This window comes from Herbaspirillum sp. RV1423 (assembly GCF_000577615.1).
In the GTDB taxonomy this organism is placed as follows: domain Bacteria; phylum Pseudomonadota; class Gammaproteobacteria; order Burkholderiales; family Burkholderiaceae_D; genus Herbaspirillum.
The window spans coordinates 156,810-183,526 of the sequence record NZ_CBXX010000007.1; the positions used below are offsets into that span (position 1 = coordinate 156,810).

At 54.1% G+C, this 26,717-nt stretch carries 26 protein-coding genes; 15 read left to right on the plus strand and 11 right to left on the minus strand.

The features are described from left to right. The first annotated feature begins 43 nt into the window (after nt 1–43). Nucleotides 44–1,057 (plus strand): GlxA family transcriptional regulator, encoded by a 1,014-nt coding sequence (locus tag RV1423_RS09970; RefSeq protein ID WP_255344201.1) that lies wholly within the window; start codon nt 44–46, stop codon nt 1,055–1,057. Between the two features lie 83 nt (nt 1,058–1,140). Here RV1423_RS09970 and RV1423_RS09975 read toward each other — a convergent pair whose 3' ends face one another. From RV1423_RS09975 to RV1423_RS09985, 3 genes are all read right to left on the minus strand, one after another. After that, nucleotides 1,141–2,127, minus strand: a complete 987-nt coding sequence (locus tag RV1423_RS09975; RefSeq protein ID WP_034296106.1) for a zinc-dependent alcohol dehydrogenase family protein — start codon at nt 2,125–2,127, stop codon at nt 1,141–1,143. Between the two features lie 111 nt (nt 2,128–2,238). Further along, the gene (locus RV1423_RS09980) at nt 2,239–2,919 is read right to left on the minus strand and encodes a BON domain-containing protein (RefSeq protein WP_231502151.1); all 681 of its coding nucleotides are present in this window, start codon (nt 2,917–2,919) and stop codon (nt 2,239–2,241) included. Nucleotides 2,920–2,947: 28 nt separating this feature from the next. Further along, complete coding sequence (locus RV1423_RS09985) at nt 2,948–3,151, minus strand: dodecin family protein (protein ID WP_034295943.1); 204 nt, start codon at nt 3,149–3,151, stop codon at nt 2,948–2,950. 279 nt (nt 3,152–3,430) lie between these two features. On the opposite strand from RV1423_RS09985, the gene RV1423_RS09990 reads away from it, so the two are divergent. The 13 genes from RV1423_RS09990 to RV1423_RS10050 all read left to right on the plus strand — a co-directional run bounded on the left by RV1423_RS09990 (nt 3,431) and on the right by RV1423_RS10050 (nt 16,370). Further along, entirely contained in the window at nt 3,431–4,090 is a 660-nt protein-coding gene (locus RV1423_RS09990) for a BON domain-containing protein (RefSeq protein ID WP_034295945.1), read from the plus strand. A gap of 58 nt (nt 4,091–4,148) precedes the next feature. Then, nucleotides 4,149–4,580, plus strand: coding sequence for an Hsp20/alpha crystallin family protein (locus RV1423_RS09995; protein WP_051516602.1), 432 nt, complete (start codon nt 4,149–4,151; stop codon nt 4,578–4,580). 83 nt (nt 4,581–4,663) lie between these two features. Then, entirely contained in the window at nt 4,664–5,278 is a 615-nt protein-coding gene (locus RV1423_RS28495) for a BCAM0308 family protein (RefSeq protein ID WP_051516603.1), read from the plus strand. 108 nt (nt 5,279–5,386) lie between these two features. Next, complete coding sequence (locus RV1423_RS10005) at nt 5,387–5,716, plus strand: hypothetical protein (RefSeq protein ID WP_155835071.1); 330 nt, start codon at nt 5,387–5,389, stop codon at nt 5,714–5,716. A gap of 142 nt (nt 5,717–5,858) precedes the next feature. Continuing rightward, nucleotides 5,859–6,422 carry a general stress protein gene (locus tag RV1423_RS10010; RefSeq protein WP_034295950.1) on the plus strand — a complete coding sequence of 188 codons (564 nt, stop codon included), beginning with the start codon at nt 5,859–5,861 and terminating at the stop codon, nt 6,420–6,422. 158 nt (nt 6,423–6,580) lie between these two features. Further along, nucleotides 6,581–7,417, plus strand: a complete 837-nt coding sequence (locus tag RV1423_RS10015) for a universal stress protein (RefSeq protein ID WP_034295953.1) — start codon at nt 6,581–6,583, stop codon at nt 7,415–7,417. A gap of 546 nt (nt 7,418–7,963) precedes the next feature. After that, nucleotides 7,964–8,731 (plus strand): cyclic nucleotide-binding domain-containing protein, encoded by a 768-nt coding sequence (locus RV1423_RS10020; RefSeq protein ID WP_081768771.1) that lies wholly within the window; start codon nt 7,964–7,966, stop codon nt 8,729–8,731. 344 nt (nt 8,732–9,075) lie between these two features. After that, nucleotides 9,076–9,333: a hypothetical protein gene (locus tag RV1423_RS10025; RefSeq protein WP_034295955.1), complete on the plus strand. Its 258-nt coding sequence runs from the start codon at nt 9,076–9,078 to the stop codon at nt 9,331–9,333. Between the two features lie 109 nt (nt 9,334–9,442). Next, the gene (locus RV1423_RS10030; protein ID WP_034295958.1) at nt 9,443–11,608 is read left to right on the plus strand and encodes a tetratricopeptide repeat protein; all 2,166 of its coding nucleotides are present in this window, start codon (nt 9,443–9,445) and stop codon (nt 11,606–11,608) included. Continuing rightward, entirely contained in the window at nt 11,605–13,437 is a 1,833-nt protein-coding gene (gene pgaB, locus RV1423_RS28500) for a poly-beta-1,6-N-acetyl-D-glucosamine N-deacetylase PgaB (protein WP_051516605.1), read from the plus strand. The genes RV1423_RS10030 and pgaB overlap by 4 nt, the downstream gene beginning before the upstream one ends. A gap of 5 nt (nt 13,438–13,442) precedes the next feature. Beyond that, the gene (gene pgaC, locus RV1423_RS10040; protein WP_051516606.1) at nt 13,443–14,705 is read left to right on the plus strand and encodes a poly-beta-1,6-N-acetyl-D-glucosamine synthase; all 1,263 of its coding nucleotides are present in this window, start codon (nt 13,443–13,445) and stop codon (nt 14,703–14,705) included. Then, nucleotides 14,702–15,190: a PgaD family protein gene (locus RV1423_RS10045; protein ID WP_034295964.1), complete on the plus strand. Its 489-nt coding sequence runs from the start codon at nt 14,702–14,704 to the stop codon at nt 15,188–15,190. Before pgaC ends, RV1423_RS10045 begins: the two co-directional genes overlap by 4 nt. A 7-nt stretch (nt 15,191–15,197) precedes the next feature. Continuing rightward, nucleotides 15,198–16,370, plus strand: a complete 1,173-nt coding sequence (locus tag RV1423_RS10050; protein WP_034295967.1) for a family 10 glycosylhydrolase — start codon at nt 15,198–15,200, stop codon at nt 16,368–16,370. A gap of 282 nt (nt 16,371–16,652) precedes the next feature. Here the strand turns inward: RV1423_RS10050 and RV1423_RS10055 are convergent, their stop codons facing one another. From RV1423_RS10055 to RV1423_RS10075, 5 genes are all read right to left on the minus strand, one after another. After that, nucleotides 16,653–16,844, minus strand: a complete 192-nt coding sequence (locus tag RV1423_RS10055; protein ID WP_034295970.1) for a hypothetical protein — start codon at nt 16,842–16,844, stop codon at nt 16,653–16,655. 109 nt (nt 16,845–16,953) lie between these two features. Further along, nucleotides 16,954–18,039 carry a GlxA family transcriptional regulator gene (locus RV1423_RS10060; protein ID WP_034296116.1) on the minus strand — a complete coding sequence of 362 codons (1,086 nt, stop codon included), beginning with the start codon at nt 18,037–18,039 and terminating at the stop codon, nt 16,954–16,956. Between the two features lie 258 nt (nt 18,040–18,297). Next, nucleotides 18,298–18,555: a transposase gene (locus RV1423_RS10065; protein ID WP_034295973.1), complete on the minus strand. Its 258-nt coding sequence runs from the start codon at nt 18,553–18,555 to the stop codon at nt 18,298–18,300. 57 nt (nt 18,556–18,612) lie between these two features. Beyond that, nucleotides 18,613–19,464, minus strand: a complete 852-nt coding sequence (locus RV1423_RS10070; protein ID WP_231502152.1) for a histidine kinase — start codon at nt 19,462–19,464, stop codon at nt 18,613–18,615. Between the two features lie 86 nt (nt 19,465–19,550). Next, the gene (locus RV1423_RS10075) at nt 19,551–20,129 is read right to left on the minus strand and encodes a hypothetical protein (RefSeq protein ID WP_034295976.1); all 579 of its coding nucleotides are present in this window, start codon (nt 20,127–20,129) and stop codon (nt 19,551–19,553) included. 1,284 nt (nt 20,130–21,413) lie between these two features. Between RV1423_RS10075 and RV1423_RS10085 the strand changes: the two genes are divergently transcribed. Then, on the plus strand, nt 21,414–21,797 hold the full coding sequence (locus RV1423_RS10085; protein ID WP_034295978.1) for a translational machinery protein: 384 nt from the start codon (nt 21,414–21,416) through the stop codon (nt 21,795–21,797). A gap of 210 nt (nt 21,798–22,007) precedes the next feature. Here the strand turns inward: RV1423_RS10085 and RV1423_RS10090 are convergent, their stop codons facing one another. From RV1423_RS10090 to RV1423_RS29015, 3 genes are all read right to left on the minus strand, one after another. Beyond that, nucleotides 22,008–23,876 carry a long-chain fatty acid--CoA ligase gene (locus tag RV1423_RS10090; protein ID WP_034295980.1) on the minus strand — a complete coding sequence of 623 codons (1,869 nt, stop codon included), beginning with the start codon at nt 23,874–23,876 and terminating at the stop codon, nt 22,008–22,010. 315 nt (nt 23,877–24,191) lie between these two features. After that, complete coding sequence (gene groL, locus RV1423_RS10095; protein ID WP_034295982.1) at nt 24,192–25,805, minus strand: chaperonin GroEL; 1,614 nt, start codon at nt 25,803–25,805, stop codon at nt 24,192–24,194. A 241-nt stretch (nt 25,806–26,046) separates the two neighbouring features. Next, a complete protein-coding gene (locus RV1423_RS29015; RefSeq protein WP_081768773.1) occupies nt 26,047–26,238 on the minus strand; it encodes a DUF2892 domain-containing protein in 192 nt (63 codons plus the stop codon). Between the last annotated feature and the right edge of the window lie 479 nt (nt 26,239–26,717).

Sequence of the window (26,717 nt, forward strand, 5' to 3'; positions counted from 1 at the left end):
TTGATAACCAAAAACCAATATCTGAAAAAGACATATCGGTCTTATCGTCGCAGACGGGGTCATCTTGCACGATCTCATTGCCATTGCGGATGCGTTTGAGATGGCAGACAGACTGCTTGCGACGGAGTTCTCCGGGATAAGCGGATATAAAGTATCGCTGCTCTCCATTGATGGAAAGATTGTCATTTCCTCCACATCGATACAGATCATGACTCTGCCGTTACCCGATGCTGCGGTCCATTTCGACACGCTGATAATTGTCAGCGGAAAAGGCAATCTGGATATCTCTCACAATTTTCGTTTGATGAACTGGCTGAGGATGATTCGCCCCTCGGTGCGCCGAATCGGCGCCATGAGTTGTGGTGTATTGGTTATCGGCTCAGCAGGATTCCTGGATAATCTTCATGCGACCGCCCCCCGATTCCTTGAAGAGAAACTCCTGGAGGAGTTTCCTCAAATTCACATCAGAGACGATGCGATCGTCGAGGACGGAAATATTTACACCACGAGCGACTACGGAATGGGAGCAGTGTTGACGCAGAGATTATTGCAGAGCGATCTTGGCGCTCATCTTGCGAACCGCGTCTTGGCCAGCCTGATCCAGGCTCAGACGAAAATGACTGAGGCCTGCGTTCCCATCAATGAGAAAATTGTAAAAATAGAACAAAATCGGAATCCAATGTCCGCAGCCATAGACTTCATGCGAGACAACATATCGTCGTCGGCGGTATTGTCCGACGCGGCCGATTTCGTTTGTATGAGTGAACGTAATTTCCAACGAAAATTCAAGATATCGACCGGCAAGACTCTTTATCAATTTCTCACTGATTTACGACTGGAGATTGCCCAGAAAATATTACGTGAGAAAAATTCCACTCCTCAAGAAGCCGCGCGAAGTGTCGGGCTGTCCGAACAGAGGCTGGAGACATTGTTCAAGAAAAATCTGGGTATCTCCGTTTCGGAATATTGCCTGACAATCAGCATGACGGCAGCGCAAAAATATCCGTCTGACTTGGCATTTCCGATACAAAAGACGACGAATTGCCTTGATCTGTGAACGGGGTGCTTCTTTCCAAACAATTCCCGACAGGTTATCCCGTACTGGAAAATCTACTGGAAAATCATCAATCCCTTGCATGTTCAACTTATCTGCAGCACTGCCGTACCTTTCAGTGCCCCCGATCTCAAATCGGACAAGGCTTGATTTGCCTCCTTCAGGGGATAGGGCACGATATGCATATGCAACGGCACTTCCGATAACAATGCGAAGAAATCCTGTCCGTCCTGACGCGTCAGATTGGCGACAGAACAAATGCTCCGTTCCCCCCACAGAAGGGAGTAGGGAAACGTCGGAATATCGCTCATATGGATGCCGGCACATATGACGATGCCGCCTTTATGTACATGGCGCAACGCTTGCGGAACGAGCTCTCCGGCAGGCGCAAACAGCAGCGCTGCATCGAGCGGAGACGGTGGCGCCTCATCGCTGGAACCGGCCCAGGCAACTCCGCAGTCATAAGCAAGCCGCTGCGCCGCGCTATCGCCTGGACGCGTAAACCCATAAACGGTTCGTCCCTGATGGCAAGCGATCTGCGTGATGATCTGCGCGGCCGCGCCGAAACCGTAGACGCCGATGCGCTGCGCCTGTCCAGCCATTCTCAACGCGCGATAGCCGATGAGCCCGGCGCACAGCAACGGAGCTGCTTCGAGGTCGGAATAATTATCCGGAATGGGAAAACAATATTGGCTGTCTGCCGCCACGTATTCCGCGTACCCGCCATTGATGGTGCATCCTGTAAAGGACGGGTGATCGCAAAGATTCTCCCGTCCGCCAACGCAATACGGACAATGGCCGCAGGTATGCCCAAGCCACGGGACACCTACGCGATCACCGATGCGAAATCTCTGAACCGCCGATCCCGTCGCGACTATCGTGCCGACTATCTCATGCCCCGGAATGACAGGAAACACAGCGTTGGGCAACTCTGCATCCACCAGATGTAAATCCGTCCTGCAAACGCCGCAGGCATGTACTTTGATCAGCAGGTCATTGGCCTGCGCAACAGGCTTTTCGACGGACCGCAGTTGCAATGCTTCGCCTGCAGCATTCAACACCATTGCCGTCATCTTCTCTTGCATTTCGTTCCCTCTTCAATTCTCGTGCCGGACGTGTGCAAGGCATCGAGCTGATGCGGCGACCAGCGTGATTTCGTGACGCATCAGCCCATGCCGCCCACTTCAACGGATGGAGATGTTGTTCTGCACGGATGTAACGCCAGGAGCAGACCAGGCAGCATATCCGGCTTGTTCTTTTTCCGCCCACGATTTGACTTTTCCATCCAGAACGGCCATCCCGCCATTGACGCCGACATTGATATTGTTGGCGTCAATCTGCGCATTACGCACCAGGGCATCGCGGATTTTGGATTTTATATCTGAAATATGCACCGTGGGCTTGATGGTCATTTTGTTGGTGACGCCTTTGACGCCCGACAGATATCGCACCGAGCTTGCGGCCGAATCCTGTTGATAATGCCATTCGACTTCGCCATCCAGCGTGACCCAGCCGTCTGCAACCGTGACTTTGACCTTGTCTTTCGGCAACGTCGAGTTGGCTTGCAGCGCCTTGAGCGCCATTTCGGCGATTTCAAGGTCAGTCCGCTTGAAGGAACCTGCCAGCTTGACCTCCACTTCGTCAACCACCGCCTTTACGTTGGCGACGCGTTTGGTAGCCTGCTCGGCATTTTCCTTATCGGCAAATCGAGGAACATAACCCGACAATGTGGCAATACTGTCCTTCACCGCGACAGTAATGTGCGTTGCATCGATCGATGGATCCCAAGTCAATTCTTCAACGATTTTCTTCTGCAATTCAATATCTATACTCATCGCATTCTCCAGAAAAGTAGGTTGTGTCAAAAAAACAAGGCCAATTGATCCAGGGGCCTCATTTGTCCAATAAAAAGCTTATTTTTGCGTTGATGCGGTAACGGGTGATTTTGTTGTTGTCGACGGTGGCGTCCATCTCTTTGATATAAATCGACTTGATGTTATTGACGGTCTTGCCAGCCATCTTTACCGCTATCTGCGCCGCATCCTCCCAGCTCTTGTCTGACTCCGCCAGCACTTCAATCACTTTAAGTAGGTTCATTGTCATCTCCAGGTTAGGAGAGTTGAATTTACGCCCCGCTCCACCCCGATTGCTGATCTACATCAAAAACGTGACGAACGCATGGATTTACAGTGCCATGAACAATATCCGACTTCGTGCTGATAGGACTGCTCCAATGATGCTGCATCGGCAAAGCCGCGGTGTTGACTTACCGATTCACTTTTTGATGTAGATCAGTGTCGCGGCGCGGTATCAGATGCACAGTGTTTCACGAGTTTCGACAACCACCGGCACCGATCGCAGGAAGGAAATTACCTCATGAGCACTGATACCGACAATGAGTTGCAGCAAAAAGTCATAGATGAAATGCATTGGGATCCGTCTTTCGATGAAGAACACATCGTTGTAGGAGTGAAGGACCACATTGTGACGCTGAACGGATATGTCGCGAAGTTCGCGGAGAAGAAAAATGCGGAACTCGCTGCCGGGCGGGTCGGCGGCGTCAGGGCAGTCGTTGACAATCTGGATGTCCAACTACCGGGGAGTTGGGAGCGTAGCGATCTGGAAATTGCCGAGGCCGCGCTTCATGCGATTGCCACCCACGGTTCCCTTCCGAAGAAAGGCATCAAAGTGACGGTGACGGATGGATGGATCACGCTGGATGGAGAAGTCGAATGGCGCTTTCAACACGATTGGGCGGAAAACTCGGTCAGACCGCTATTCGGCGTGAAGGGGATTACCAATAAGATCGTCGTCAAGCCGAAGCTTCAGATCACGGATGTACAGGCGAAGATCAAGGAAGCGCTTGTTCGCAATGCACAGATCGAGGCGGACAATGTCAGCGTTACCGTGTCCGGCACCCGAGCAGTCTTGGGCGGTCACGTGAAATCGTGGCCTGAAAAGAACCAGGCCGAAGACGCGGCATGGGCAGCCCCGGGAGTAACGGCAGTCGTCAACAACATTGTTGTCGTTTCTTGACCATTTTTTTGAAACCTCACTTGCAGACATCGACTATTACAAACCCTGAAGGACAGACATGACTTCCATAGCCATTCATGAACCGATTTCCGACCGGCTTCGCAATGCATTGAAACACGCATTTCGCACTCCCTGGCGACACGATGATGTCGAAGCCGGGGCGCGTAGCTTTCAACTTGATCTCGACCTCTATGAGGACGACGACAACTATATCGTCGTCGCCGATCTTCCCGGTGTCGACAAAAGCGACATCAAGATAGACGTTGAGGGAAATCAGGTGAGCATTACCTCGACCATCAAATATCGGCAGAAAAAGAACGCGTCTCTATTGTATTCGGAGAGAACCGAGGGCGATGTGTATCGTTGCTTCTTTCTGGATTTCGATATCGACCGCGAACACGTGAAGGCCAAATATACCGACGGTCTTCTGGAACTGACCTTGCCCAAGCTGCCTCACACGCAGAGGACCAAGCGCCTGGCGATTCAATAGCTGAATGGATCATGGAAGCTGAACACATTGAGAGGCGGTAGCAACGACACTACTGCACATTAAACGTTTGGACGGGTAAGACTATGACAGCCTTGACGCATTTGTTTTATGACGGTTCGCCGTCAATGCCGGAAATGCTCACTCTGAGCAGCATTCCCGATTATTCGGCGACGCCGCAGGATATGGATTGGGACAAGGAGAGCCTTCATTCTCATTGCATCTGCCGGGAATGCGGTGCTGCCTATGACGATGGCGAATGGAAATGGAGCGCGCCGTCATCTGTAGCCGTCGAAGTCCAGTGTCCTGCATGTCGTCGTATCGATGAAGACATGCCGGCCGGATATCTGATCATTCACGGCGACTTTGACCTGCAGCAACAGCAGGAGCTGCGCTGCCTGTTGTTACGCCGGGCAGCGCGAGAGATGGCGGCATATCCAATGGAGCGGATCATCAACATTTCAGAACAGATGGACGGAACAATCGTCAAGACCACCGGACTGCGCTTGGCGCGCAGCCTGGGCGTAGTCCTTGCCACCACTTATCGCGGCTCGCTCCGCTTGCGCTACAAGGATGACGAGCGTTGCCTGCGCGTCGACTGGCATAAGTGGAGCAATCGCTGTCGGATCGTGCACAAATCGAAAACGATGGATGGCGGCGCGTCTTCGTTGCCGCGTCAAGTCAGTGTTGCCGATGCGTGATGGAAAAAGCATGAAACATGCGTGCGCGTCTCAGAGATAAAAGAGAAATTTCAGGATATCGCGTGTCGGAACGTGAGGATTCTGACCAATTCAACCAGGAGATTTTTGGTGACAGGACTTTTTCAACGGTGGCTCATTGTCATCTTCTCGATCTCGCTCTGCGCCTGTGCATATCCTGAACGTGGGTATCAGGTGCGCGGCAACTCACGATTTCAGTACGATGATACGCAAGTCGCGGGCTGGTCGATGATGTCATCCGAGGAACGGGTTGAATATAGAGCGAAGATGACGAGCCTGCCCAGCTATGAAGAATGTCTGTCGTACATAAATGAGCATTACAAGGCCATGCGCAATCGTGCAGCCGAACAAGGAGTGACCAAGCCGATAAATCGATCCGATGTCTGTCAGCGCATGCGTGCCGCCGGCATGTTCAATTGAATGCCGCTATCGTCGCGTTGATGTCATATCCCGATGCGCCAGTGCAAGCCGCCTTGATGCGAAATAATTGATCGAGATCAAGCGCCTCGCGGTCGGCAGGAACATCATGTAAATCCGTCCTCAATAGATTTCAGGAGTTGCCATGACCCAGATTCCATCCACTTCCAATCTCGCCGTCGCTACATATGCCCAGCATCAGCAAGCAGAAGATGCGGTCAAGGCCCTGCAGCTCGCAGGTTTCGACATGAAAAAAATTTCCATTATCGGCAAGGATTATCGTCTTGAAGAACACGTCGTCGGTTACCTGAATGCCGGTGACCGCGCCAAGATTTTCGGCAAACTGGGCGCATTCTGGGGTGGACTGCTCGGCATTTTGTTTGGTTCAGCGATGTTGTCTATTCCTGTGGTGGGGCAAGTCATCGTTATCGGGCCGCTGGCGGCGTTGATCTTCGGTGGTCTGGAAGGTGCGGTTCTGGTGGGAGGCGCGAGCGCATTGGTCGGCGCAATGACTGCCATCGGCATCCCGAAGAATTCCGTACTTCGTTATGAAAACGCCATCAAGGCCGGCGAATTCTTGCTGGTGGTGCATGGCACCGCCGACGATGTCTTGCATGCCAAGAGTTTGCTGCGGACATCGGGCCCGCTTTCATTTGATCAGCACAACACACAGGATGCGAATATCGTGATCGCCTCGCAAGCGGTGTAGGAATCGGGAATCGCTGCACGCCTTGGGAACCCGATGGCGAAAACCGTACCGATGGTTGCGGAGGATTTTCTAGAGCGCATCTCACGCCTATTGATGAAATGAGTTCTAGTACACATGCACGGAAACGCCTTGTTGTCTAAACTGATCAGGAGATTAAAATGGCATATAAAACAGTCGTTGTACTCGTGAGTGAATCCGAGAGCGCCGAGTCATGCATTGAGGCCGCCGCAACAATTGCGAAAATGGAAGAGAGCCATCTGATCGGCGTGGCCATCACTGGTGTGACGCGCTTCCTGAAGGAGACAGTGACGCTTGACAAGGACAATCCGGGTATCGCTCCCTTTTTGGATGTTCTGCGAAAAAGGGCCGGCAAATTACTCGAAAAATTCAACAAGATTGTCGAGACCATTGGCGTCAAATCGGTGGAGACGCGCGCCCTCGACAATCCATTTTCCCGAGATGCGGGACTATTGGGCACTTGTTGCGATCTCCTGGTTCTCGGGCAAAGCGATCCCAGCGACAGTAATTCCATCGAATCCGAGATCACGGCGGATCTCCTGACAGGATCTGCTTATCCTGTTCTGATGATGCCGTATAAGGAGTCATTCAAGAAAGTCGGTTCCCATGTATTAATTGCCTGGGACGGAAGCAGAGAATCGCAGCGCGCAATCCGCGATGCAATTCCGTTTCTGCAGAAAGCGGAGAATGTTCACCTTGTCACGTTTAGTCATGGCCTGCAAGCAGAAGATCTTCATCGGCAATCATTGGCGGACATCCAGGCGTATTTGATGCGTTACGGCGTGCGTGTCGACGTCAGCGAAAGAGCGACCAATTCCGACGTCGGCGATGCTTTGCTGATGTTGATAAGCAGTACACGCTCAAACCTGCTTGTGATGGGATGTTATGGTCATTCTCCCTTCCGCGAAATGGTGTTCGGAGGAGTCACTCGCAAGATATTGAAAACAATGAATGCTCCCGTACTCTTATCTCATTGACCATGCCGAATATCTTGAATGTCGATTTACGGTCTGATTGACATATCGTTCAGCACACTTTCCGGTCGCTGACACAATGGCGAGACATTGCCGGATCCGGTTCAATGGTCTCGCATTTCTTTCGGATTTGAGCACAAGATACCCCAGTGCAACATTGACGTCTCTCGCAACGAGCAGGTCTGGTTGCACGCAGCAGGCCATTTGCGAAATAATCGTCGCGAAAGCAACCTAGGCTGGACGGGAGGTTGTTCAATGCTTCTGCAAAGGACACGCGTCCTGCCCAGAATTACAGCGCTGACAGCGTATCGTCCGGTACTCTCCCATCACGCCTCCCCCCTCAATACTCAACGATATGGCAATTTGGACACTCCCGCGTATTCCAGGAGGTCAATTGCGGTCACTTGATTTGACATGAACTGATATAGATCAAAGGATACGTGCTTAGATTGCCCAACGGCGCTCTGGAGTTCCTAATATAAATCAAGAAGATGCGAGTGTATCCGCACGACAATATCCGATTGCGTGGGCTTATCGAGTGAGTGCGTCATGACCATGTCTTCCATCTCCTTCGCGTCGCAGAGTGTTCCTCCGATTCTCCCGGGCAAAAACGACTATGCTCTCTGCTTGACGCATCCTTGCTGGCACGGATTGAGCGAGTCCGACGCAATCAGCCTGGACCGTATGACACGTTGTCCACGTGTTCGCATGGGCGATCGTCTTTATCGGATGAATGACCTGTTCGAAAACCTGTACATCGTTCAGTCAGGCTGTATCAAGACATCGATTGTGAATGTTGCCGGCGTCGAACAGGTCACCGGGTTCTATCTGCATGGTGAGATGTTCGGGATCGACGGTATAGTGGATAAGCGATACGCGGCTACGGCGGTCGCGTTGGAAGACGGCCAGATATATGAAATCCCCTTTGAGCAACTTGAGAAACTTTGTCTGGCGTCACCCGATCTGCGTCACCGCGTATTGAAAATAGCCAGTAATCAAATCGTGTCAAGCCAAAGCACCATGCTTATCGGAACAGTGCGGGCGGAGCAGCGCCTTGCCATTTTCTTGAACAATTTTTCCGTTCGCAATTCACTTCTTGGCCATTCTGCGTTCCAGTTTAGATTGCCCATGACTCGTTACGATATTGGCAGCTATCTTTACCTCACTAGTGAATGTGTGAGTCGCCTCATTGCAAAATTCAAGACCACAGGACTCATCGAAGTCGACAAACGGGAGGTGCGCCTGCTTGACATTGCGGCGCTGAAGTCCTTGGCCGATGGTTCTTGCCCCTTGCTATTGAACGAGCGTGCGGCCTGATGCGGGGCGCACTCCAATATCTTCCTGTATTCGTTCACTAACGCTTTCAAAATCAGTTCGTCAGTTCCTCAGTTCCTCACTTCTCTCTTCTGCACGATTTTCTCGCGCTGTCCATATCCGCCACTCCCTGCTCGGATACGCCAAATACCTTGTCCACATTGGGCAGGGTTTTGTCGCGACTCCGCGCTCCCCTCGTTCTATTATCAAATCATCCGGATGCATCGCAGCATATAGAAAATAGTCTCTGATGATTTTCCGGAGTCAATGGAACACAAGCAGCAATTGTTGCCGCCAATGTCCGCAGGACACTGAAACATTATTATCTGGAAACTCACGGGATTGACATGCGACGGCTTATTACACGGGACGGCATTGCAGCCGCGCTGCAGCAGGAAACATCAGGCATGCCGCTGGAAGACATTATCGAAGACACCGGCGTCTCCAGGCGCGCCTTCCTGAAAATGCGCAAGCGCTACATCCCCTTGTCAGATCTGCTCAGGGATCTGCGTGCATTGCAGGAAGAAAATTTGCGCCTGAAGGAATCGATTACCGACCTGACAATCGAGCTCTGCAGGCTGGTCGATCTGCTCCATCCAAAATAAAGCGTCGGCCGACACTATCGATCACTGCTCGAGGACTTCCTCGGCATCTCGATCGGCTCAGACATCAACATCGCACCACCGTAGTGAATGAAGCCCTAAGGCATGAGCCATGAAAAACAAAACCAGAATTGCCTTGGCAGTTGCGATCGCAAGCTTCGGTCAGACGGCGGTACAGGCCGAGACGCCGATATCCGGGCTCGAAGCGGCCGTTGCCGCGCCCGCATCGCCATTACCTGCGACGCCGGTAAACCGTGCAGCGACAAACTCAGTCAGCGAAACTGCGGCGACGTACGGCATGGATGCGAGTACAGATACCGATACCTTTTCGGATGTGGCTATACCGGCGCCGATATCGGTTCCTACGCCCGCGCCGCCGCCACTGCCGGCAGCCAAAACCGCCACGGTCGGCGCATTGCCAGCGACACAAGACGATCTCATCGCACGCCTGAAGAGTTTCGACAGAGTGCTATTGCGCCATCCTGACGACCGGGCGGCACGAGAAGGAAGACTGTTGACGCTCTCCCGGCTCGGCGCCGGCGACATCGCCATTGCAGAGGCCGAGCGCTATCCAGCCGTCAGTCGCGAAGTGGTCGCCCGCCTCTACGAAGAGAGAGCGACACTTGCCGTTCGCTGGAGTGAAAATACCTACTACGCCAAACCGGGTCAAGAATATCCCGGCTATGACCGCGCGATAGCCCTTGCACAGGCCAATCTGCAGCAATATCCGGAATCGCTGCAGTCACGTTACGACCTCGTGCGGGCGTTGAACAATCGCAAACGCAGAACTGAAGCCATCGCGATTTATGCGGCGCTGCCGGACCAACAATCAGACATCCCTTCCGAGGTGCATGAAAGCGCAGGCTCCGCCTATCTGGCGGAGAAGCAGCCGGAACTCGCCGAGCAGGCATTTCGCAAGGCCGTCGCCAGGAAACCAGGCAATTTCAACGCCGGCATGGGCTTGTTCTATGCACTCGTGGATCAAAACAGATTTCCGGAAGCGCGTGAACATATCGATACGCTGGCCGAGCAGGCCTTGCTTCCGCAAGACAAATTCAGTGCGGCAACTGCTGCCGCCTTTGAACGCGCCTTCGAGGGGCATCTGGAGGTGGCGCAGGTGCGCCTGGAGAAATTGCAGGATGAAGCACCGTCGAGCGACCAACTGCACATGGCGCTCGGCAAGGTGTATCTCTGGCGTGGCTGGCCTCGACGCGCCCGCGAGCAATTCGACATGGTCATGCAGCGCGACCCCGACAACCTTCAGGCCGGCGCTGCTTTAGTGGAAACCGATGCGTCGCTCGGCAACTTCGGTGCCGCCGACGACAGGCTTGCACAACTTAAGGCGATAGCGCCGGCGGATGGCGACGTCATGAATCAGGCACGCGCGCAAGAAGTACGCAACTACAATGAATTGACGGTGTCGTTGATCGGCACGCGCAGCTCTGAAAATATCAGCTCCGGGCGAGGCGTGATCGTCGAAAGCAAACTGCTTGCGAAACCGATGTGGCCGCAATTACGCCCATTCATTCACGAATACTTCGAGCGCGGCATCACCAGTCAACTATCCTCTGATTACCGGCGTCTTGGCGCCGGCTTGCAATACACCATCGCCAACGTGGGTGTCGTCGAAGCCGAAGTACAGCAGGAATTTTTCAAGAACCCGAAAACCAGTGTCGCGCTGACCGGAGATTTCCGGCTCAACGATCAATGGACGGTACGCGGACGCATCGATTCAAACTCGCTCGATGTGCCGTTGGTAGCGCGCTATTACGACATCTCCGGCTGGCAGGTCGGTGGCGGAGTGAGCTATCGAGACAGCGAACGCTGGTCGGTCTCGGCCGATGTGAGCCAGTTGAACATGTCCGACCAGAATACGCGCCGCTCGGCATTGGTGCGTGGCGCCGCCACGGTGATCCAGGGACCATCCTACAAGGGCAGCGTCGAGCTGGAGCTGTACCGCGCGACCAACAGCGTCGCCAACGCGGCCTATTTCAATCCTCAGGACAGTCAGTCAGTGATGTTTTCTTATGTCAGCGATTGGAATAACTTCCAACGCTATAACCGCTCGTTTGGACAACGGCTGATTCTGTCGATAGGACGCCAGTCCGAGCACGGTTTTTCATCCGCAACCATCGGAGGCGTCAGCTATGAGCAGCGCGTCAGCGTGAGCGACACGTTGTCGTTGAATTACGGCGCCGGTTATGTCCGGCGCATCTATAGCGGCAACATCTCTTCCGGCCCCGAAGTCCATCTGAACCTGAACTGGAAATTCCTATGACCGCCTCGCGTCTGCACCGCTTTCAACCGCGCTTGCCCGCTGTTCGCCATCCGCACAGATTTTTCCTTGCGGCGCTATTGCCCTTGCTCGGATTGTTGCTGGCCATTCTGTCGACGATGGTGCAGGCGGCCACGACAACGACATCCACAACGGAAACGATCACCGTCGCGCCGGGCCAGTCTTATCTGGTGTTTTGTTATCACTCGGTACCTGCAACGGCCAATGGCAGCGCAGGAGCCAACAGCACAACCAATTTCGCAGGCCAGTTGGCCTGGCTTCGCAGCAACGGCTACACCGCCATCAGCATGGACGACATACTGCGGGCCAAGGCCGGCCAACGTCCGTTGCCGCAAAAGAGCTTTTTATTGACAGTGGATGACGGTTACGAAGATTTTTACGTGAATGTCTTCCCGTTACTGAAGCTCTATAAGATCCCGGCGGTATTCGGTCTGGTCGGACGGTGGATTGAGGATGGCCGCGATCCGAAAGTCAGTCAGAGCGACCCTGGTTATGCCAGCCAGCAATTCGTGAACTGGGCGCAGGTCAGGGAAATGTCCGACTCCGGCCTGGTGGAAATGGCGTCGCACAGCTACGACCTGCATCACGGCATTCTCGCCAATCCGCAACACAATACCGAGCCTGCCGCAGTGACGCAGGAATATGACCCGGACAAACAATCCTATGAGACGCCCGATCAACGTCGTCTGCGCGTCAGATCCGATCTGCGCAAGAACTCGGCCCTGATCGCCCGCCACACAGGAATCCGGCCTCGCATCATGGTCTGGCCGTATGGAGCGGTGGACCGCATCTCGGCGGAGGAGGCTGCCGCCGCCGGAATGCCGATCAACTTCACATTGACGGATGGCGTAGGTTCGACGCTCGACACCGCCGTCATCCCGCGGAATCTGATCGGCGATGAGCTGCCGCTGACCAGCTTCACCTACATGGTTACGCACGAAGTGCTGCAAGACAATGCCGATGCGGTGCGGGCGATCAAAATCAGTCTTGACCGGGTCTACGATCCCGATCCGACGAAAGAAGACGAAAAGCTCGGCCGCATGCTCGATCAGACTGCCAGGCTCGGGATCAACACGGTCTTGCTGCAGCCCTTTGCCGCACCGGCTAGCGGGCGTTTCTCCAGCGAAGCTTATTTCCCTAACTCGGTGTTGCCGATGCGCGCAGATCTGCTCAATCGCGTGGCCTGGCAATTTCGCAGCCGTCTTGGCGTAGATGTGTTCATTCTGATCGATACCGCCAAGGTTGCACGTATTGAGAGCGGCATTCCGCATCCGCTCGACATCTCGGATCGGGAAGACCGCGAGCACTTATTGAACCTGTACAGCGAGCTTAGCCTGGCAAGCCCTGCCCAGGGACTGATGTTTGACACCCCCGCCGTTGACGGGGCGCAATTCAACTTCTACGTCGAACTGCTGGGGCGCAGCAGTTACATCAGGCCACCCATGCTGTTTTACGCCGCCGGCGATGAGAATTCGGCTGACGCCATCATTCATTTATCGTTCTCGCATGCGATGACGGGAGCGTCGGACAGAGTTGCTTTTCCTGCGCCCGTCGACGCACCGCCGGACAAGATGGCGACCTTCGTGCGGCAACTCCCGGCAAACCGGGCCGGCATCCTTAGCTTGCCGGTCAAGGGAGCCAGCATCAAACAGCTTGAGAACGTCGTGGAGAACATGTCTTTTTTCCAGCGGCATGGTGTGTCCGATTTCATGCTTGACGACGACACGTTCATGGACGATCCGGTGAAGTTCGATATGTTGAGAAAGGCCGTGTCCCTCAAAAACAATCCGCTTCTTACACCAGGGAAATAGACAAGATGGAAAATCCATCATTTTACGTAGCGATGCTTGGCCTGATATCGGACTATGTGTTTTTTTATCCGCTGGCAATGACTCATGTCTGGCTCATCGGCGCGCTGCTGTACTACCTGAAGTGGGAACGCGCGCAGCCGGAAACCGTCAGGCTGGCGCACTATCCTCCGATCTCGATTCTGCTGCCTTGCCATAATGAAGGCGACAACGTTTACGAGACCATCGGCTGGCTGTTGCAACAAGATTATCCGGCCTACGAAATCATCGCGATCAATGACGGCAGCACCGATAATACGGGCGAGTTGCTGGATCAGCTATGCACGATGCATCCCAAGCTACGCGTGGTGCATCTGGCAGCCAATCAGGGAAAGGCGGTAGCCATGTGCGTCGGCGCGCTGCTCGCCAACAGCGAGTATCTTGTCTGCATCGACGGCGATGCATTACTGGAGGTCGATGCCTGCAGTTGGATGATGTCGCATTTCGTGCACCCGCACGTGGGCGCCGTCACCGGCAATCCGCGCATTCGCAATCGCTCTACCTTGCTGGGGAAAATTCAGGTCGGAGAATTCTCAAGCATTGTCGGCATTATCAAGCGTGCGCAGCGTATCTACGGCCGTATATTCTCCGTGTCTGGCGTCGTAGCGGCATTCCGCAAGTCGGCGCTGGCCGAGGTCGACTTCTGGACGCCGGACATGATTACCGAGGACGTCGACGTCACCTGGAAATTGCAGCGCGCCGGCTGGGAAGTCCGTTTCGAGCCCAAGGCGAAATGCTGGATACTGATGCCGGAAACCTTTGCCGGCCTGTGGAAACAGCGGCTGCGCTGGGCGCAGGGAGGATCCGAAGTTTTTCTGCGCAACGCCGACATCTTCCTGCATTGGAAACACCGCCACATGTGGCCCATGTTCATCGAGCTGGCAGCCAGCTTGCTATGGGTCTATGCCACCGCCTCGTTGACAGTGATTTTGCTCATTGCTTTTTTGCTCGGCGAGAGTACGCCGATGCAGCCTTGGCAATCGATCTTATCGACGCAAAGTACATTCTTCATCCTGATCATCAGCTCATTGATCCAGTTCAGCTTTGGCCTGTATCTCGATAGCCGCTACGAGAAAGACTTATGGAAGACCTATGTGTGGATCATCTGGTACCCCTTTGTGTACTGGATAATGATAGCCTGCGCGACGCTTGTCGGATTTCCGAAGGCGCTATTCAGGAAAAAAGGACAACGAGCAGTCTGGACCAGTCCGGACAGAGGATTCAAATCATGAAATCGCAACTCATCATCAACCTGAATACGTCCAAACGACCGTTGATACGCGCCCGCGACAGTGTATTGTTCTTCTCTTGCTGGGCGATGTGGGGCGCCGTCTTCCTGGCGGTCGTCAATGGCAGCGAATGGAGTGAACTGGGCACATCGTTTCAGCACTGGCTGATGGCGCAAGAAATTTTTCTCAGATCTCTGCTGGCGTCGTTTCATATCCCGACGACCTATGTGATGATGCTGCTGCTATTGGTCGTCGGCTTTTCACTATGGTCGGCGGCAAACCTGGTGCTATCCCCTCCCCTCCGCGCGCAAGGCGCGACGCCCCCGTTGACGCTCGAAGATATGGCGCGTCATTTCCACCTTGATCTGGCTCTGGTCGATGCAATGCAGAAGGAAAAACAGGTTCTGGTTTTTCATGCTTTGTCCGGTGTGGTGACGGAATTGCGCAGAGTGCAAAACCGTCCGCAACATCAGCTTCTGGAAGCATGAATACCGTATGCAAAAATCATTCTTCGGTCTTGTCGGCGTCGGATATGTTTCGCTGAATCTTTCATTGCTGCTCTCCGACGCCCACGCTGCTACGAACGCGCACAACAAGATCAAGACGACACCCGCACCAACGCCGTTACAGATTGAGTTGGTCGTCAGAACCGTCAATAATTTCAAGACGAAGAAAGACATAAGCGATTTTTTCAGGCATGCGAAGAAGGCCCATGTGACCCTTGTTCATCTCAACGTCAAACAGGATGAAGACGATGAGCGCCCCTCCGGCCAAGTCTACTATGCCAGCAGCATCGCGCAGATTGCCGCAGGCTACGAGAAGTTCGATGTCCTCGCAGCCGCCATCGCCGAAGGCCATCGGCTCGGCATCAAAGTCTATGCGTGGATGCCGCAATTCCATGATCAGGCCGCGATGCGACTGCACCCGGAATGGCAGATGCAGTCTGCCGAAGAAGGCAGCAGCCGGGCATATAAAGGAAAAAATAACACCGAATTCTTCATCAACCCGATCAATCCCGATGTGCAAGCCTATGAGCGTAGTCTTATCGCGGAAGTCGCGCGCAACTATCGTGTCGATGGCATTTCGCTCGACTGGCTGCGCTTCGACGATGTCAACATGGATGTCGGCGACTATACACGCCAGCTTGCGATACAGGAAATCGGCATTGATCCCTTGCTGCTGAACTACGCTGAGCCCTCTGCGTCCTCCGCTGCCTGGCAACGATGGCGTGCAAGAAAAATAGGCGCCTATGTCCGCGGCGTACGAGAAACGTTGAAGGATGTCCGACCAGGTGTGAAACTGGCCGCCTTCCTGTTGCCGCCGGAATTCACCGAGGTCGGCCAGAACCTGGCCGCCTTCAGCGCCGATTTGGACGAAGTATTGCCGATGGCATACTTTAAGGATTGGGGACGATCGGCCGGTTGGGTGAGTGGCAAGCTTATGCAGGACGTCGTACGTAAAAAGAGCAGCAGTACGCAAATCAAACCTACGCTCGACGGTACCGGAACGGAGAAACAGAACATCGGCATTCTGATCGATATCCGGAAGATGTTTCCGGAAGTGCGATCGATTGCCTGGTTTTCGGCGGTCTACTGGCAGCCGGCGGAGATGGAGCGCATCGCCGCCATGCACAAAGCCGCGATGAGAGCGCGGCAGGCAGTGAATTGAGCCGCGCGCCCGGCGGATATCGCCAAAGTTCTGAAAGCACGATTTATCGAACAACACTGGCGAGGAAAAATCCTCTACCCAGGTTATTGATAAGAGTCCGAAATGCGATATCGAGCCAGACGGATTGACGCCCAGACCGGATTTCCGCAGCGGCGATACACGCTATAGAATCTGAAAAAATCGTCGAGTTTCATATCATGACCGTATTGTGATGGTTGAAATTGCCTCATGATCTTTGATTGCTTCTGCCAGAACGAGGCGTGCGGAACAGGAACACGCAAGTCAATAGCCTCTCTTGGCGCGCGCAATCACATCGTTGGCCAGCAACCGGACGGCGGCAATCGCCGTGCCGTCCAGCTTGGCTCGTTCGTCGCACAGCAGGAGCAGCAAGTGATGCATTTCCGACAGCAAATCATTGAGGGCGTTATTCAGGACCAGCAAAGACTCGATGGCATCATCTGATGATTGATTCATGGTCGTTCCCTTCTATGATCGGGATGGAACAAAAGGCGGTAGCCGGCGACAGCGCAAGTCCGCTACCGCGCGGGTAGCCGAGCGTTGATGAAACAATGCGCTTCCCATCTCATCTTCCGCTCTTGCTGTACGCCAGCTCCACCGGTTCGCTTGCGCGTAATAGCTGCCGCGGTTGCAATGCCCTTTCGCTGCGTCGGTACTCGCATGGCGAGGTGTCGAGGTGCTTGCGAAACAGCTTGGCGACGTGCTCACCGCTGAAGAATCCGCAGCGTCGCGCAATCTTGTCGACCGGCAGATCGGTTTCCCGTAAATGCTGGCGTACGGCCTCCAGACGAATCTTCATAAGAAAGCTATGCGGCGTCTGTCCCGTCTCGCGCTTGAACTGGCGCTGGAAGTTGCGCTCGCTCATGGAGACGAAATTGGCCACGTCAACTATGCTGATCGACGACGCCATATGCTCCTCGAGCCAACGCAGTGCTTTGTGGATCCGGCCGTTCCTGAGCGATTCATCGACGCGATGCGTGGTCTGCGGATGAGGGTGAGGATTTTCGCGTTGGCGCTGATAAGTGACCAGGCTTTGCGCCACGCGCTTCGCAAGCGTGGAACCCAGATCTTCCTCGAGCAAGCGTAGTGCAATATCTGCGCCGGTACCGGCATCGCTGGAAGTGAAAATGTTGCCGTCCTGGAAAATCAGGGTATCGCGCTCCACAACAATCAATGGAAACTCCTGCTGCAATTTATCCCGCAAAGCCCAGTGTGTCGTTGCTCGTCGATTATTGAGCAGACCGGTCGCTCCGAGTACGAAGACACCCGTGCATAACGCAGCGGTGCGACGTATGCTGGAGTGCGTATCTTGCAGCCATTGGATCAACCTGGGATCGCGATAGGCATCGAAATTTCCGCTGCCGCTGGCAATGATCAAACTGTCCAAATTATGCGCGTCGGCGGGCGGCAACGGACTTGTCATCACCGCCACCGACGACGACGACATGATCATTCCTCCCGATGGCGACAGCAGCGACAGCCTGTAGCCTGTCGACCCCGAAAATACCGAAGAAATCAGCTTGTCGCCCACGACAAAAACCTCCGCGGCACCGACGATGTCGGCCAGGATAACGCCATCTGAGACGATGATGCCGATATGCCTGATGGCTGTACGATCTTCAGCCGACTGTATTGTTTGAAAACTTTCCATTTTTACGAATCTCTCCAGATAACTGACGATTCTTTCGCACCCGCCGTTTTCCGACAGGTCCATCTTTTGTGGAATTTTTCTACTGCTGTTCGTTAAATAAAACGACTCGAAACATGTTTTTAATTAACAGCATTGCGAACAGCGAATACAACACAACGATCCGCTCTCCGCCCCTGCCGGCACTTCATGAAAATCCGGCTCCCACCCCTTTTTAAATCATTGCATTGCCACTTGCTGCGGTCTCCTCCAACAGCTTCGTTATTTGTGTGCAATGTCATCTTTGAGCCGCCCGATATCCAAAGTCAGTTCGGCCACTAGCTGTTTTAGTCTGCTGTTCTCTTCTTGCAGCACTTTCAAATCGTTCGAATACTCGGGATGCGCTCCGTATTGCTTTTTCCAGCTTAGAAAGGTCTTCTGTGAAACGCCTGTCTGCTGAAGAACATCCGCCAACGGTATGCCCAATTCTTCTTGTTTGAGTGCTGCTGCGATTTGCTCTCTTGTGGCGTTCCGCTTCATTCCATAGCCTCTCTTCTTGGTGTCAGTGAAACAGGGAAGCACAAGGACTCCGGCAAATTACTTGCCTTCAGCAACGGCATCCGTGATCGGTTTCGCCTCCGGCTCGTCATGCGTGACGGCTGCAACCGCCACATTGGCATCTGCCGGAACTGGTGCCGTGGCTGGTGCCACTGTCGCTGGCGCTGCCTCAAGAGGTTCGACGCCGAGGCGGCGACGGACAAATGGATCGGTGTATTGCTCCCGTGACTGATTCAGACTGGTGGTCGCAATTGAAGGAGGCGCCGCCGACGGACAGGAACGACCGGTAGCTTCAACTGCTTTGCGATTTGCCGCACTCTGGCAGAGCAAGGCCAGCGCCACATCATTGAGTCCCATGGCGCGAAACTCCCTGGAGTCCAGGCGCCGAACGCAAGCTTCATCAACCATCGTGGTGCCGCCGGTAGCGCCGAATCCGACAACCGACAGTCCGAACGAAGACGATCCCATACACGTATCGGAAAACGTCGACGTCAGCGAAGGTGCCGCCATCGCAGGCGCTGAGCGAACGGTATAGCTGCCGCCGTAGTCGACTGTCGCCTTTGTGCTGGCGGCACCGGCGCCAACGTCGGCGGCAGAACCAGCGCCCGTACCTGTCGTCCCGGAAGTCAGCGATACGGTGACGGTGGACGTGTTTCCGGATGCACTGCCTCCGGTCGCCGCCCCGCCAGTGGCGGAGCCCCCGGTGGCTGCGCCACCGCTTGCCGATCCGCCTGCTCCGCCTGCTCCGCCGTTCGCAGTCGATGACGAACTGGACGAAGGCGACGAACCTCCTCCATTACCGCCATTGCCTCCGCCATCTCCCGATCCGGCCCATGCTGTTGGCAGAGCAAATATCGAGGCTGCCAACATCCCCGCTAACTTGTTTTTCACGGTCCACTCCCTTGTATTTTCTTGTTTCGCGGCGGGAGAGCCTTTGGGCCCTCCTGCTTTCTCTATTGCGTCACATTGGAACTGGATCAGTGAATGAACGCTGTAGCGGCAGAGTTGCCACCGTTACCGCCGTTACCCGCTGTCGCCGGACCGCTCATGACATTACCGCCCTTGGTCACGGAAAGCGCCGAGCCGCCGTTGTTGCTGTTGCCGCTTGCCGATGCGTCTGCCGAACCGGTCGACGAAAAAGTCTTGCCGCCGATTGCTACGGCATTGCCGTTAGCCGTTTGCGTGTTGCCGGAGGTGGTGCTTGCCGCCGGATGGAAACCGCTCGGTGTGCCGCTGCCGGAAGTACGTCCGGCAGTGGTATTGCCGCCTGCTGCATTGACGCCGCCGGTCACTGTGCGATTGCCCCCTGTATTTGCGACGCCGCCATAGTTGCCCTGGACCGCACCGCCGCCGGTCGCTGCTGCACCGGTAGTAGCGCCGCCTGTTGCATTGCCCGATGCAGCATTGCCGCCAGCACCGCCGTTACCGCCGGTTGAGGCGACAACGGTATTGATGCGTGTCGAATTCGACGCTTGCTGTTGGCTAGGGCCTTGATGGGCGATAGCCGGTACGACGAACAATGTGGCTACGATTGCTGCGATGGTTTGCTTTTTCATTTTTACTTCTCCTGAAAGGACGTTGGATGCTTCACAAAACGGACTTATTAAAAAGGTCCTGTGCCGCCATTCGCCAATACAAGCCACGCTGCAATCGCTGCTCTCTCTTTTGAAAACTATCTCGTCGGCGCCATCGCTTGCTGCATATGCTTGTTTGGTTGAGTTGATATTAGGACGCTTGTTAAATTCGTTTGCGACAAAACCTTGTCAGCGAAAGACGCCATGGATGGCGCTTTTAGCCAAGCCTCGGGAAGATTGCAAACAGAAAATCTTCTTCGTAGTGAGGAATACATGCCGACGCCTTTGCCCTTTCGGAAACGATGAACAAATGACTTTTCGCAAATGAGCCTCCACATGACATCGGGCTCTGGGTCGCAAGAAGAAATATCAATTTCAAAATCAATGCATCCCCAAACAACGAGGAAGCTGTACTGAGCAGATGGGACGTTCGTCGAAAGAATTGATATACGGTAGCTGCGGCAAGCCAAGGAAATAGACCTGATGGCAAGACGAGCTTCCGTCAATGAGAGAGAGAAAGACTGCGCGAGCCGGTATGACAGGCAACGCTTTCCGTGACGCTCTCAACTACCGACGAATGAATTGGGGGGAGGGGACACCGTTCGGTAAAAGGATGAAGCTGAAGTCAATTTACAGTAGAAATGGTTTTATTGACAACACAAATATACCTGGCATGAGTATTTTTTTGCGAATAGTCCACGGTTACCGGGTTTCCGCCTGCGTGGCAGCCCTCTTGAGTAATGCCCTTTGAAAACATTGGGAATTTGCACTAAAAATTGGCCCATATTCACGACACAATTCCATCCCGGCAATCAGATAGGGGAAGAGTTTCCAGCGATTGATATGACATTGATGGGGATGACTTCAGCGAGGCCGCAAAACGTTCTCAAACACACCTCGCGCCATCTCGGCAAATCCCCTATGTCAGGATGGTTGTCGCGTTAACTTAGAACTCATTTCATAGATAGGCGTGAGATGCGTTCCAACTTTATTGGTGCATGGTCCTCGACGTCTATTACCGCAAGATCATCAGGCATGAAGTGCATATCGCGGAGTCGGCTGAACCGGGATCGCCGTTACTGTGCAGAGCCAATCAGTGCGCCGACATCGACAGCATGTGACGGCAGGCGACTGTTTGACGTAGATCAACGCATTCTTGGCTGCGCTATTTAAACTGTGCGTATGTGATAACGATCAAGCGAAGTATCGAATACGCTCCCCCGTTTCATCTTTTTTCTAAAAACCCACATTTTGAGGAGATATTTTATGTCGACCACCCATGTCGTCGTCTGGATCGATCACAAGGAAGCACATGTCATCCACTTCACGCCGGAAGCTGCGGAGAATGAAATCGTCCATAGTCATTCGACACATCCGCATCTACATGTGAAATCAGGCATACAGGGTTCAGGGCATGCCGCCGAAAACGTTTCCTTTTTCAACGATGTCGCGAACGCCATCAAGGACTCTCTTGAAATCCTCATTGTCGGACCGGGATTTGAAAAACTGAATTTGATGAAGCACTTGCTGAAGCATCAAAGTGCAGTGGCTGAAAAAGTGCTGAGTGTAGAGACTGTCGACCATCCGACAGACGCTCAAATACTTGAATATGCCCGCAAGTATTTCCGTCGCGCAGACCGCCTGCGATAGTCTCTCGATGGTGAGTGCCGGTTCGACGACTGCTCATCGTCGGCCGGCCGCACATATTCAATCGTCCTTCGCCCGTCGCTTGGAATTGATGGCAACACCCATTGCCTGGGCAAATCGCCCGCTCACCGTCGCTTTACCCGTGACGCGTTTTTAAGCAATTTCGCCGATGGCTTGCAGCGGCGGCGGCGTATGTTTTATCATTCTTCGCGCTTAGCTGACGGCTGCTGCTTGCATTCCCTGCCCGGGTGTATGCGGCGCGTAGATCTCATCGATCTCTGCATGAAAATGCTGCAGCAATACATGACGTTTTAATTTCAAGGTCGGCGTCATCAAGCCGTTTTCCAGTGACCATGGCTGCGTCGTCAACCAAACCATGCGCGGGACCGCATAGACGGGAAAATGCATGCTGGCCTGCTTGACCTTACGCAGCACGGCCTCTCTTAGTATTGGCGAGTCCAAAGCGGTCTCCCCTGCCGCCAGCGACAACTCACGCAACAATTGAGCCAGTCCGACTTGGCTCAGCACCACAAAAGCGGCAATGAATGGCCTGTTATCGCCAACCACAAATACCTGTTCAAACAAGGGATCTGCAGTGATTGCCAGCTCCAGGTCTGCCGGCGCCAACTTCTCCCCGGTCGAAGTCACAATGATCTCCTTGATCCGGCCGATAATGCGGATGCGTCCGTCCTCCAAGACCGCCTGGTCCCCGGTATGCAGCCAACCGTCCGGCGTCATTGCCCTGGCGCTTTCTTCAGGGCGTTTCCAATAGCCGGTCATCACGCCATCGCCACGCACCTGCAGTTCCTGGTTCTCACCGATGCGCACAGCCACCCCTGCCAGCGGCCTGCCGACAGTGGCAGGCCAATTGTCGGTCGGTGTATTGCAGGCCACCACCGGCGATGTTTCAGTCATGCCGTAGCCTTGCACCAAGGGTAACCCCAAGCCAAGAAAACATTCGGCAACCGTGTGCGGCAAAGGCGCACCGCCGCATACGGCGATACGCAACCGCCCACCGAAGCGGTCCAACAGCTTGCGCGCCACCAATGGCTGCAGGACAGCAAACAGCAAAGGATCAAGCCAGTGCCGGGAAGCATCAGTGCTCGGCAACTGCTGATTACGGCAAAAGCGCCGCCAGCCGATTGTTTGCGCCAGCGCGAACAAGCGTTGCGCCAGCACGCCGGAAGCAGCCAGTTGCTCGAGTAATTTCGCGTGGGTGCGTTCGTAGATGCGCGGCACAGAGACCAGCACCGTAGGCCGGATCACGCTCAAATCTTCGGCAATCTGGGCGACCGATCTGACATAGGCGACGCAACTGCCGGCGGCAATCGCCAGGTAATATCCGACAGTGCGTTCAAACGTATGCGATAGCGGCAGGATCGACAAGAATACATCCTCCGACTCGACGTTCACTATTGCCATCACCGCGCGAATGTTCGACAAGATATTACGGTGCGTCAGCATGACCCCCTTGGGTCGACCTGTGGTTCCCGAGGTATAGACGATCGCCGCCAGGGCGTCGCCCGACATTGAAGGCTTATGGTGCCCGTCCGGCAAGACGCCGCCGGCCAGCCAGGCGGGCAAGGCGATCACCAATATCTGGTCATGACGCGCCGAGTAATGCTCGGTGAAGTCGCCGTCATCGGTCACCAGTACCGATTTCAATGACGGCATGGCCTCGCCGACGCCAACGATCGCATCCCATTGCTCGCGCGTCGACACGGCCAGCATTGTCGCTTCGCAATCGGCGAGGATATATGCAATGCTGGCCGGGTTATCGAGCGCATGCATAGGCACCGGCACCAATCCCAGCGCCAGGCAGGCTTGATCAAGGCAGACCGCATCGATGCCGTTGGGCAACAAGATTGCAATCCGCGCCCCCTGCGGAAAGCCCAAGGCTGCCAGCGCGCTGGTCCAACTCCTGACGCGCTCGCCGATTTGTTCCCAGTTATGGGAATGCCATTGTCCCGTTATCGGATTGAAATGGCGATATGCCTCGTTATGGGGCGTCTGCTCAAGCCGCCAGTCAAACAACTGCCCCAGCGTTGCAATATCCGCCAAGCCGACTATCGTATTGTTCATGACATCCCTCTTCCTCTTTTACCTGCTATTTGTCACCACTCTAGTAGCAATGCTTCACGCCCGGATTGATATGCGTCAAGTTTTCATTGGTGAAGCGTAACAATTGGAGTGGAAGTGAAGGACGCTTGCCTGGAATATAGCGGGTGGTGCGAAGGCGAAGAGCGAAATCGGCGGCATGCGCGTGGCGACAGCCGAAACCGACATCTGACGCACATCGGATCCAGGCAAGATAGGCAGGTCGATGGCAAGCAGACTATTTGACGGATCATGTAATCGGTATGGCGAATCGCCGACGTGGATTGTGTTGCACCTTCCTTACTGCATTCCTGGCGTTTCCTCTCGTGTTGCCAAATCGGATCGATCCACGACAATGCAATCGGTTGTTAAAATCAAGCTGGCGATCGACGCAGCATTTTGCAGGGCCAGCCGTGTCACTTTTGTAGGATCGATGATCCCCATCTTTATCATGCTGCCGTATTCATCGGTGGCTGCGTTGTATCCAAAATCGCCGGTCCCATCGAGCACTTTTTCAATGATGACATCCGGTTCGCCGCCGGCATTGCAGACAATCTGGCGCAGTGGCCCTTCCAATGCACGATGAATTATTTTCACGCCCGACTCCTGCGCCATATTGCCGGTTTTTATGTCCGTCAACGCCGCGCGCGCACGCAGCAAAGCCACTCCGCCACCGGCGCCGACGCCTTCCTCCGTCGCTGCGCGAGTAGCATGTATCGCGTCTTCAACCCTGGATCGCTTTTCTTTCATCTCGATCTCGGTAGAAGCGCCAACCTTGATCAGCGCGACGCCCCCACTTAGCTTGGCGGCGCGCTCCTGCAGTTGCTTTTTTTCATAATCGCTTTCGGTGCGATCAATCTCTTTTCGAATCTGGCTTATGCGATTCTTGATTTTCTCGGCATCGCCGGCGCCGCCGATCAGGGTCGTATTGTCTTTGTCGATTTCAATACGCGAGGCGCGACCAAGATCTTGTAGTTCCAGTTTTTCCAGATCCAAGCCGGCCTCTTCAGAGACTACATGCGCTCCGGTAACGATGGCGATATCCTCAAGTTGAGCTTTGCGATGCTCGCCAAATCCAGGGGCCTTTACAGCGCAAACTCTTAACGTGCCGCGCAAAGAATTGATCACCAGCGTTGTGAGTACGTCCCCGCCGATATCCTCGGCAAGGATGAACAACGGCTGGCCGGTTTTTATCGCTTTCTCGAGAAGCGGCAATAGTGTTTCAATCGATGAGATCGGCTTTTGAGAAAGCAGAATCAAAGGGTTTTCCAACGTCACGCGATCCTTGTCGGATTCGTTGATGAAGTAGGGAGACAGATAACCTCGATCGAACTGCAGTCCTTCGACAATCTCCAGTTCGTTCTTCATGCCCCTGCCATCCTCGGATTTGACCACGCCGTCCCCGCCGACACGCTCCAGAGCTTGCGCGATCATCTCGCCGATCGCCATGTCGCCGTTTGCCGATATGGTACCCACCTGCATTATTTCCTGATTCGAACTGACCTTTCTTGAATTTTCTTGCAGCCTTGCGACAATGGCGTCGACTGCCATATCTATACCGCGTTTCAAATCCATCGGATCGAATCCTGCAGCGACGAACTTCATGCCTTGTTGGACGATAGCCTGCGCCAGTACCGTGGCAGTGGTGGTGCCATCGCCTGCCATCTCGGAAGTATGTGTCGCAACCTCGCGCACCAATTGCGCACCGAGATTCTCAAAATTATCCTGCAACTCAATTTCCTTCGCGACCACCACTCCGGAATTGATAATCAATGGCGAACCGTACGGTTTTCCCAGAACGACGGTCCTGCCTTTTGGGCCGAGCGTGACTTTTACAGCGTTCGCAAGCGTATTCAGCCCCAAACACAATTTGGTTCGGGCGGCATCATGAAACAACAGTAGTTTGACCGACATGGCAGTCTCCTCACCATAGAATAAATCCTGAAACTGAAAAGCCCGGAAGATATGTGGAACTCATTTCATAGATAGGCGTGAGATGCGTTCTAATAAAGAAGCAAAATCGCTTTTTCCATTGCGATCGGCAAGCGCGCAAATAACCAGCACAACTGCGACCGCGCGCCCTGGTCCTGCGTGCAATCAGCGGTTCTCATTTTCTGCGAACCTTGCAGAAAGATGAGGATGATCCTGCTTTACCTCATTTTTTTATTGGACAAGTCGACCAACCAAATAATCTGTAGGCGGGGCAATAACCGAAAACACCCGTCAATAAAGGGATGACGCCGATATACCCCCATAGTCCGACATAGCCCGACAGTGCTGCCAACACCAATCCTGCGCCGACAACGATACGTATCCCTCGATCAATGCTTCCGACATTACTCATCATGCGCTCCTTGCGTTCGTGAACCAGAATCTAATACCAAGAACAAATATTTTTGAGAAATTTATTGTCCAATGCGCCGTTAATAGGCATGTGATATATCGCACAGCGCTGCCGATGGCATCAAGGCCATCGAGAATCAACCACTTTCTTGTGAATTGTTACGCTGCCGTCTTGAATGACCGTCCGCGGAGATGCTCGCACTCGCAGCTATTTATGAAATGCACTCTGATTTTTCATCCTAAGCAGTAAACGGATGATAAACATTGATCTGGATCAATCGCAGGACTGGGGATTGATCCATTCTCATTTTGAGTGGCGGCGCCGGGCGGCATCTGTGCAGAAGAAAAAATACGTCGCGCATTCGATAGCTTTCTTTTTCGGAAAAATGCGCGTCGGCGACGTCGGAAATCCTTGCAGTCCGTAGATGCGGCCTATGTCGGCAATTCTCGGCAAAAAACGACATCATGGGAATCCCGCAATTT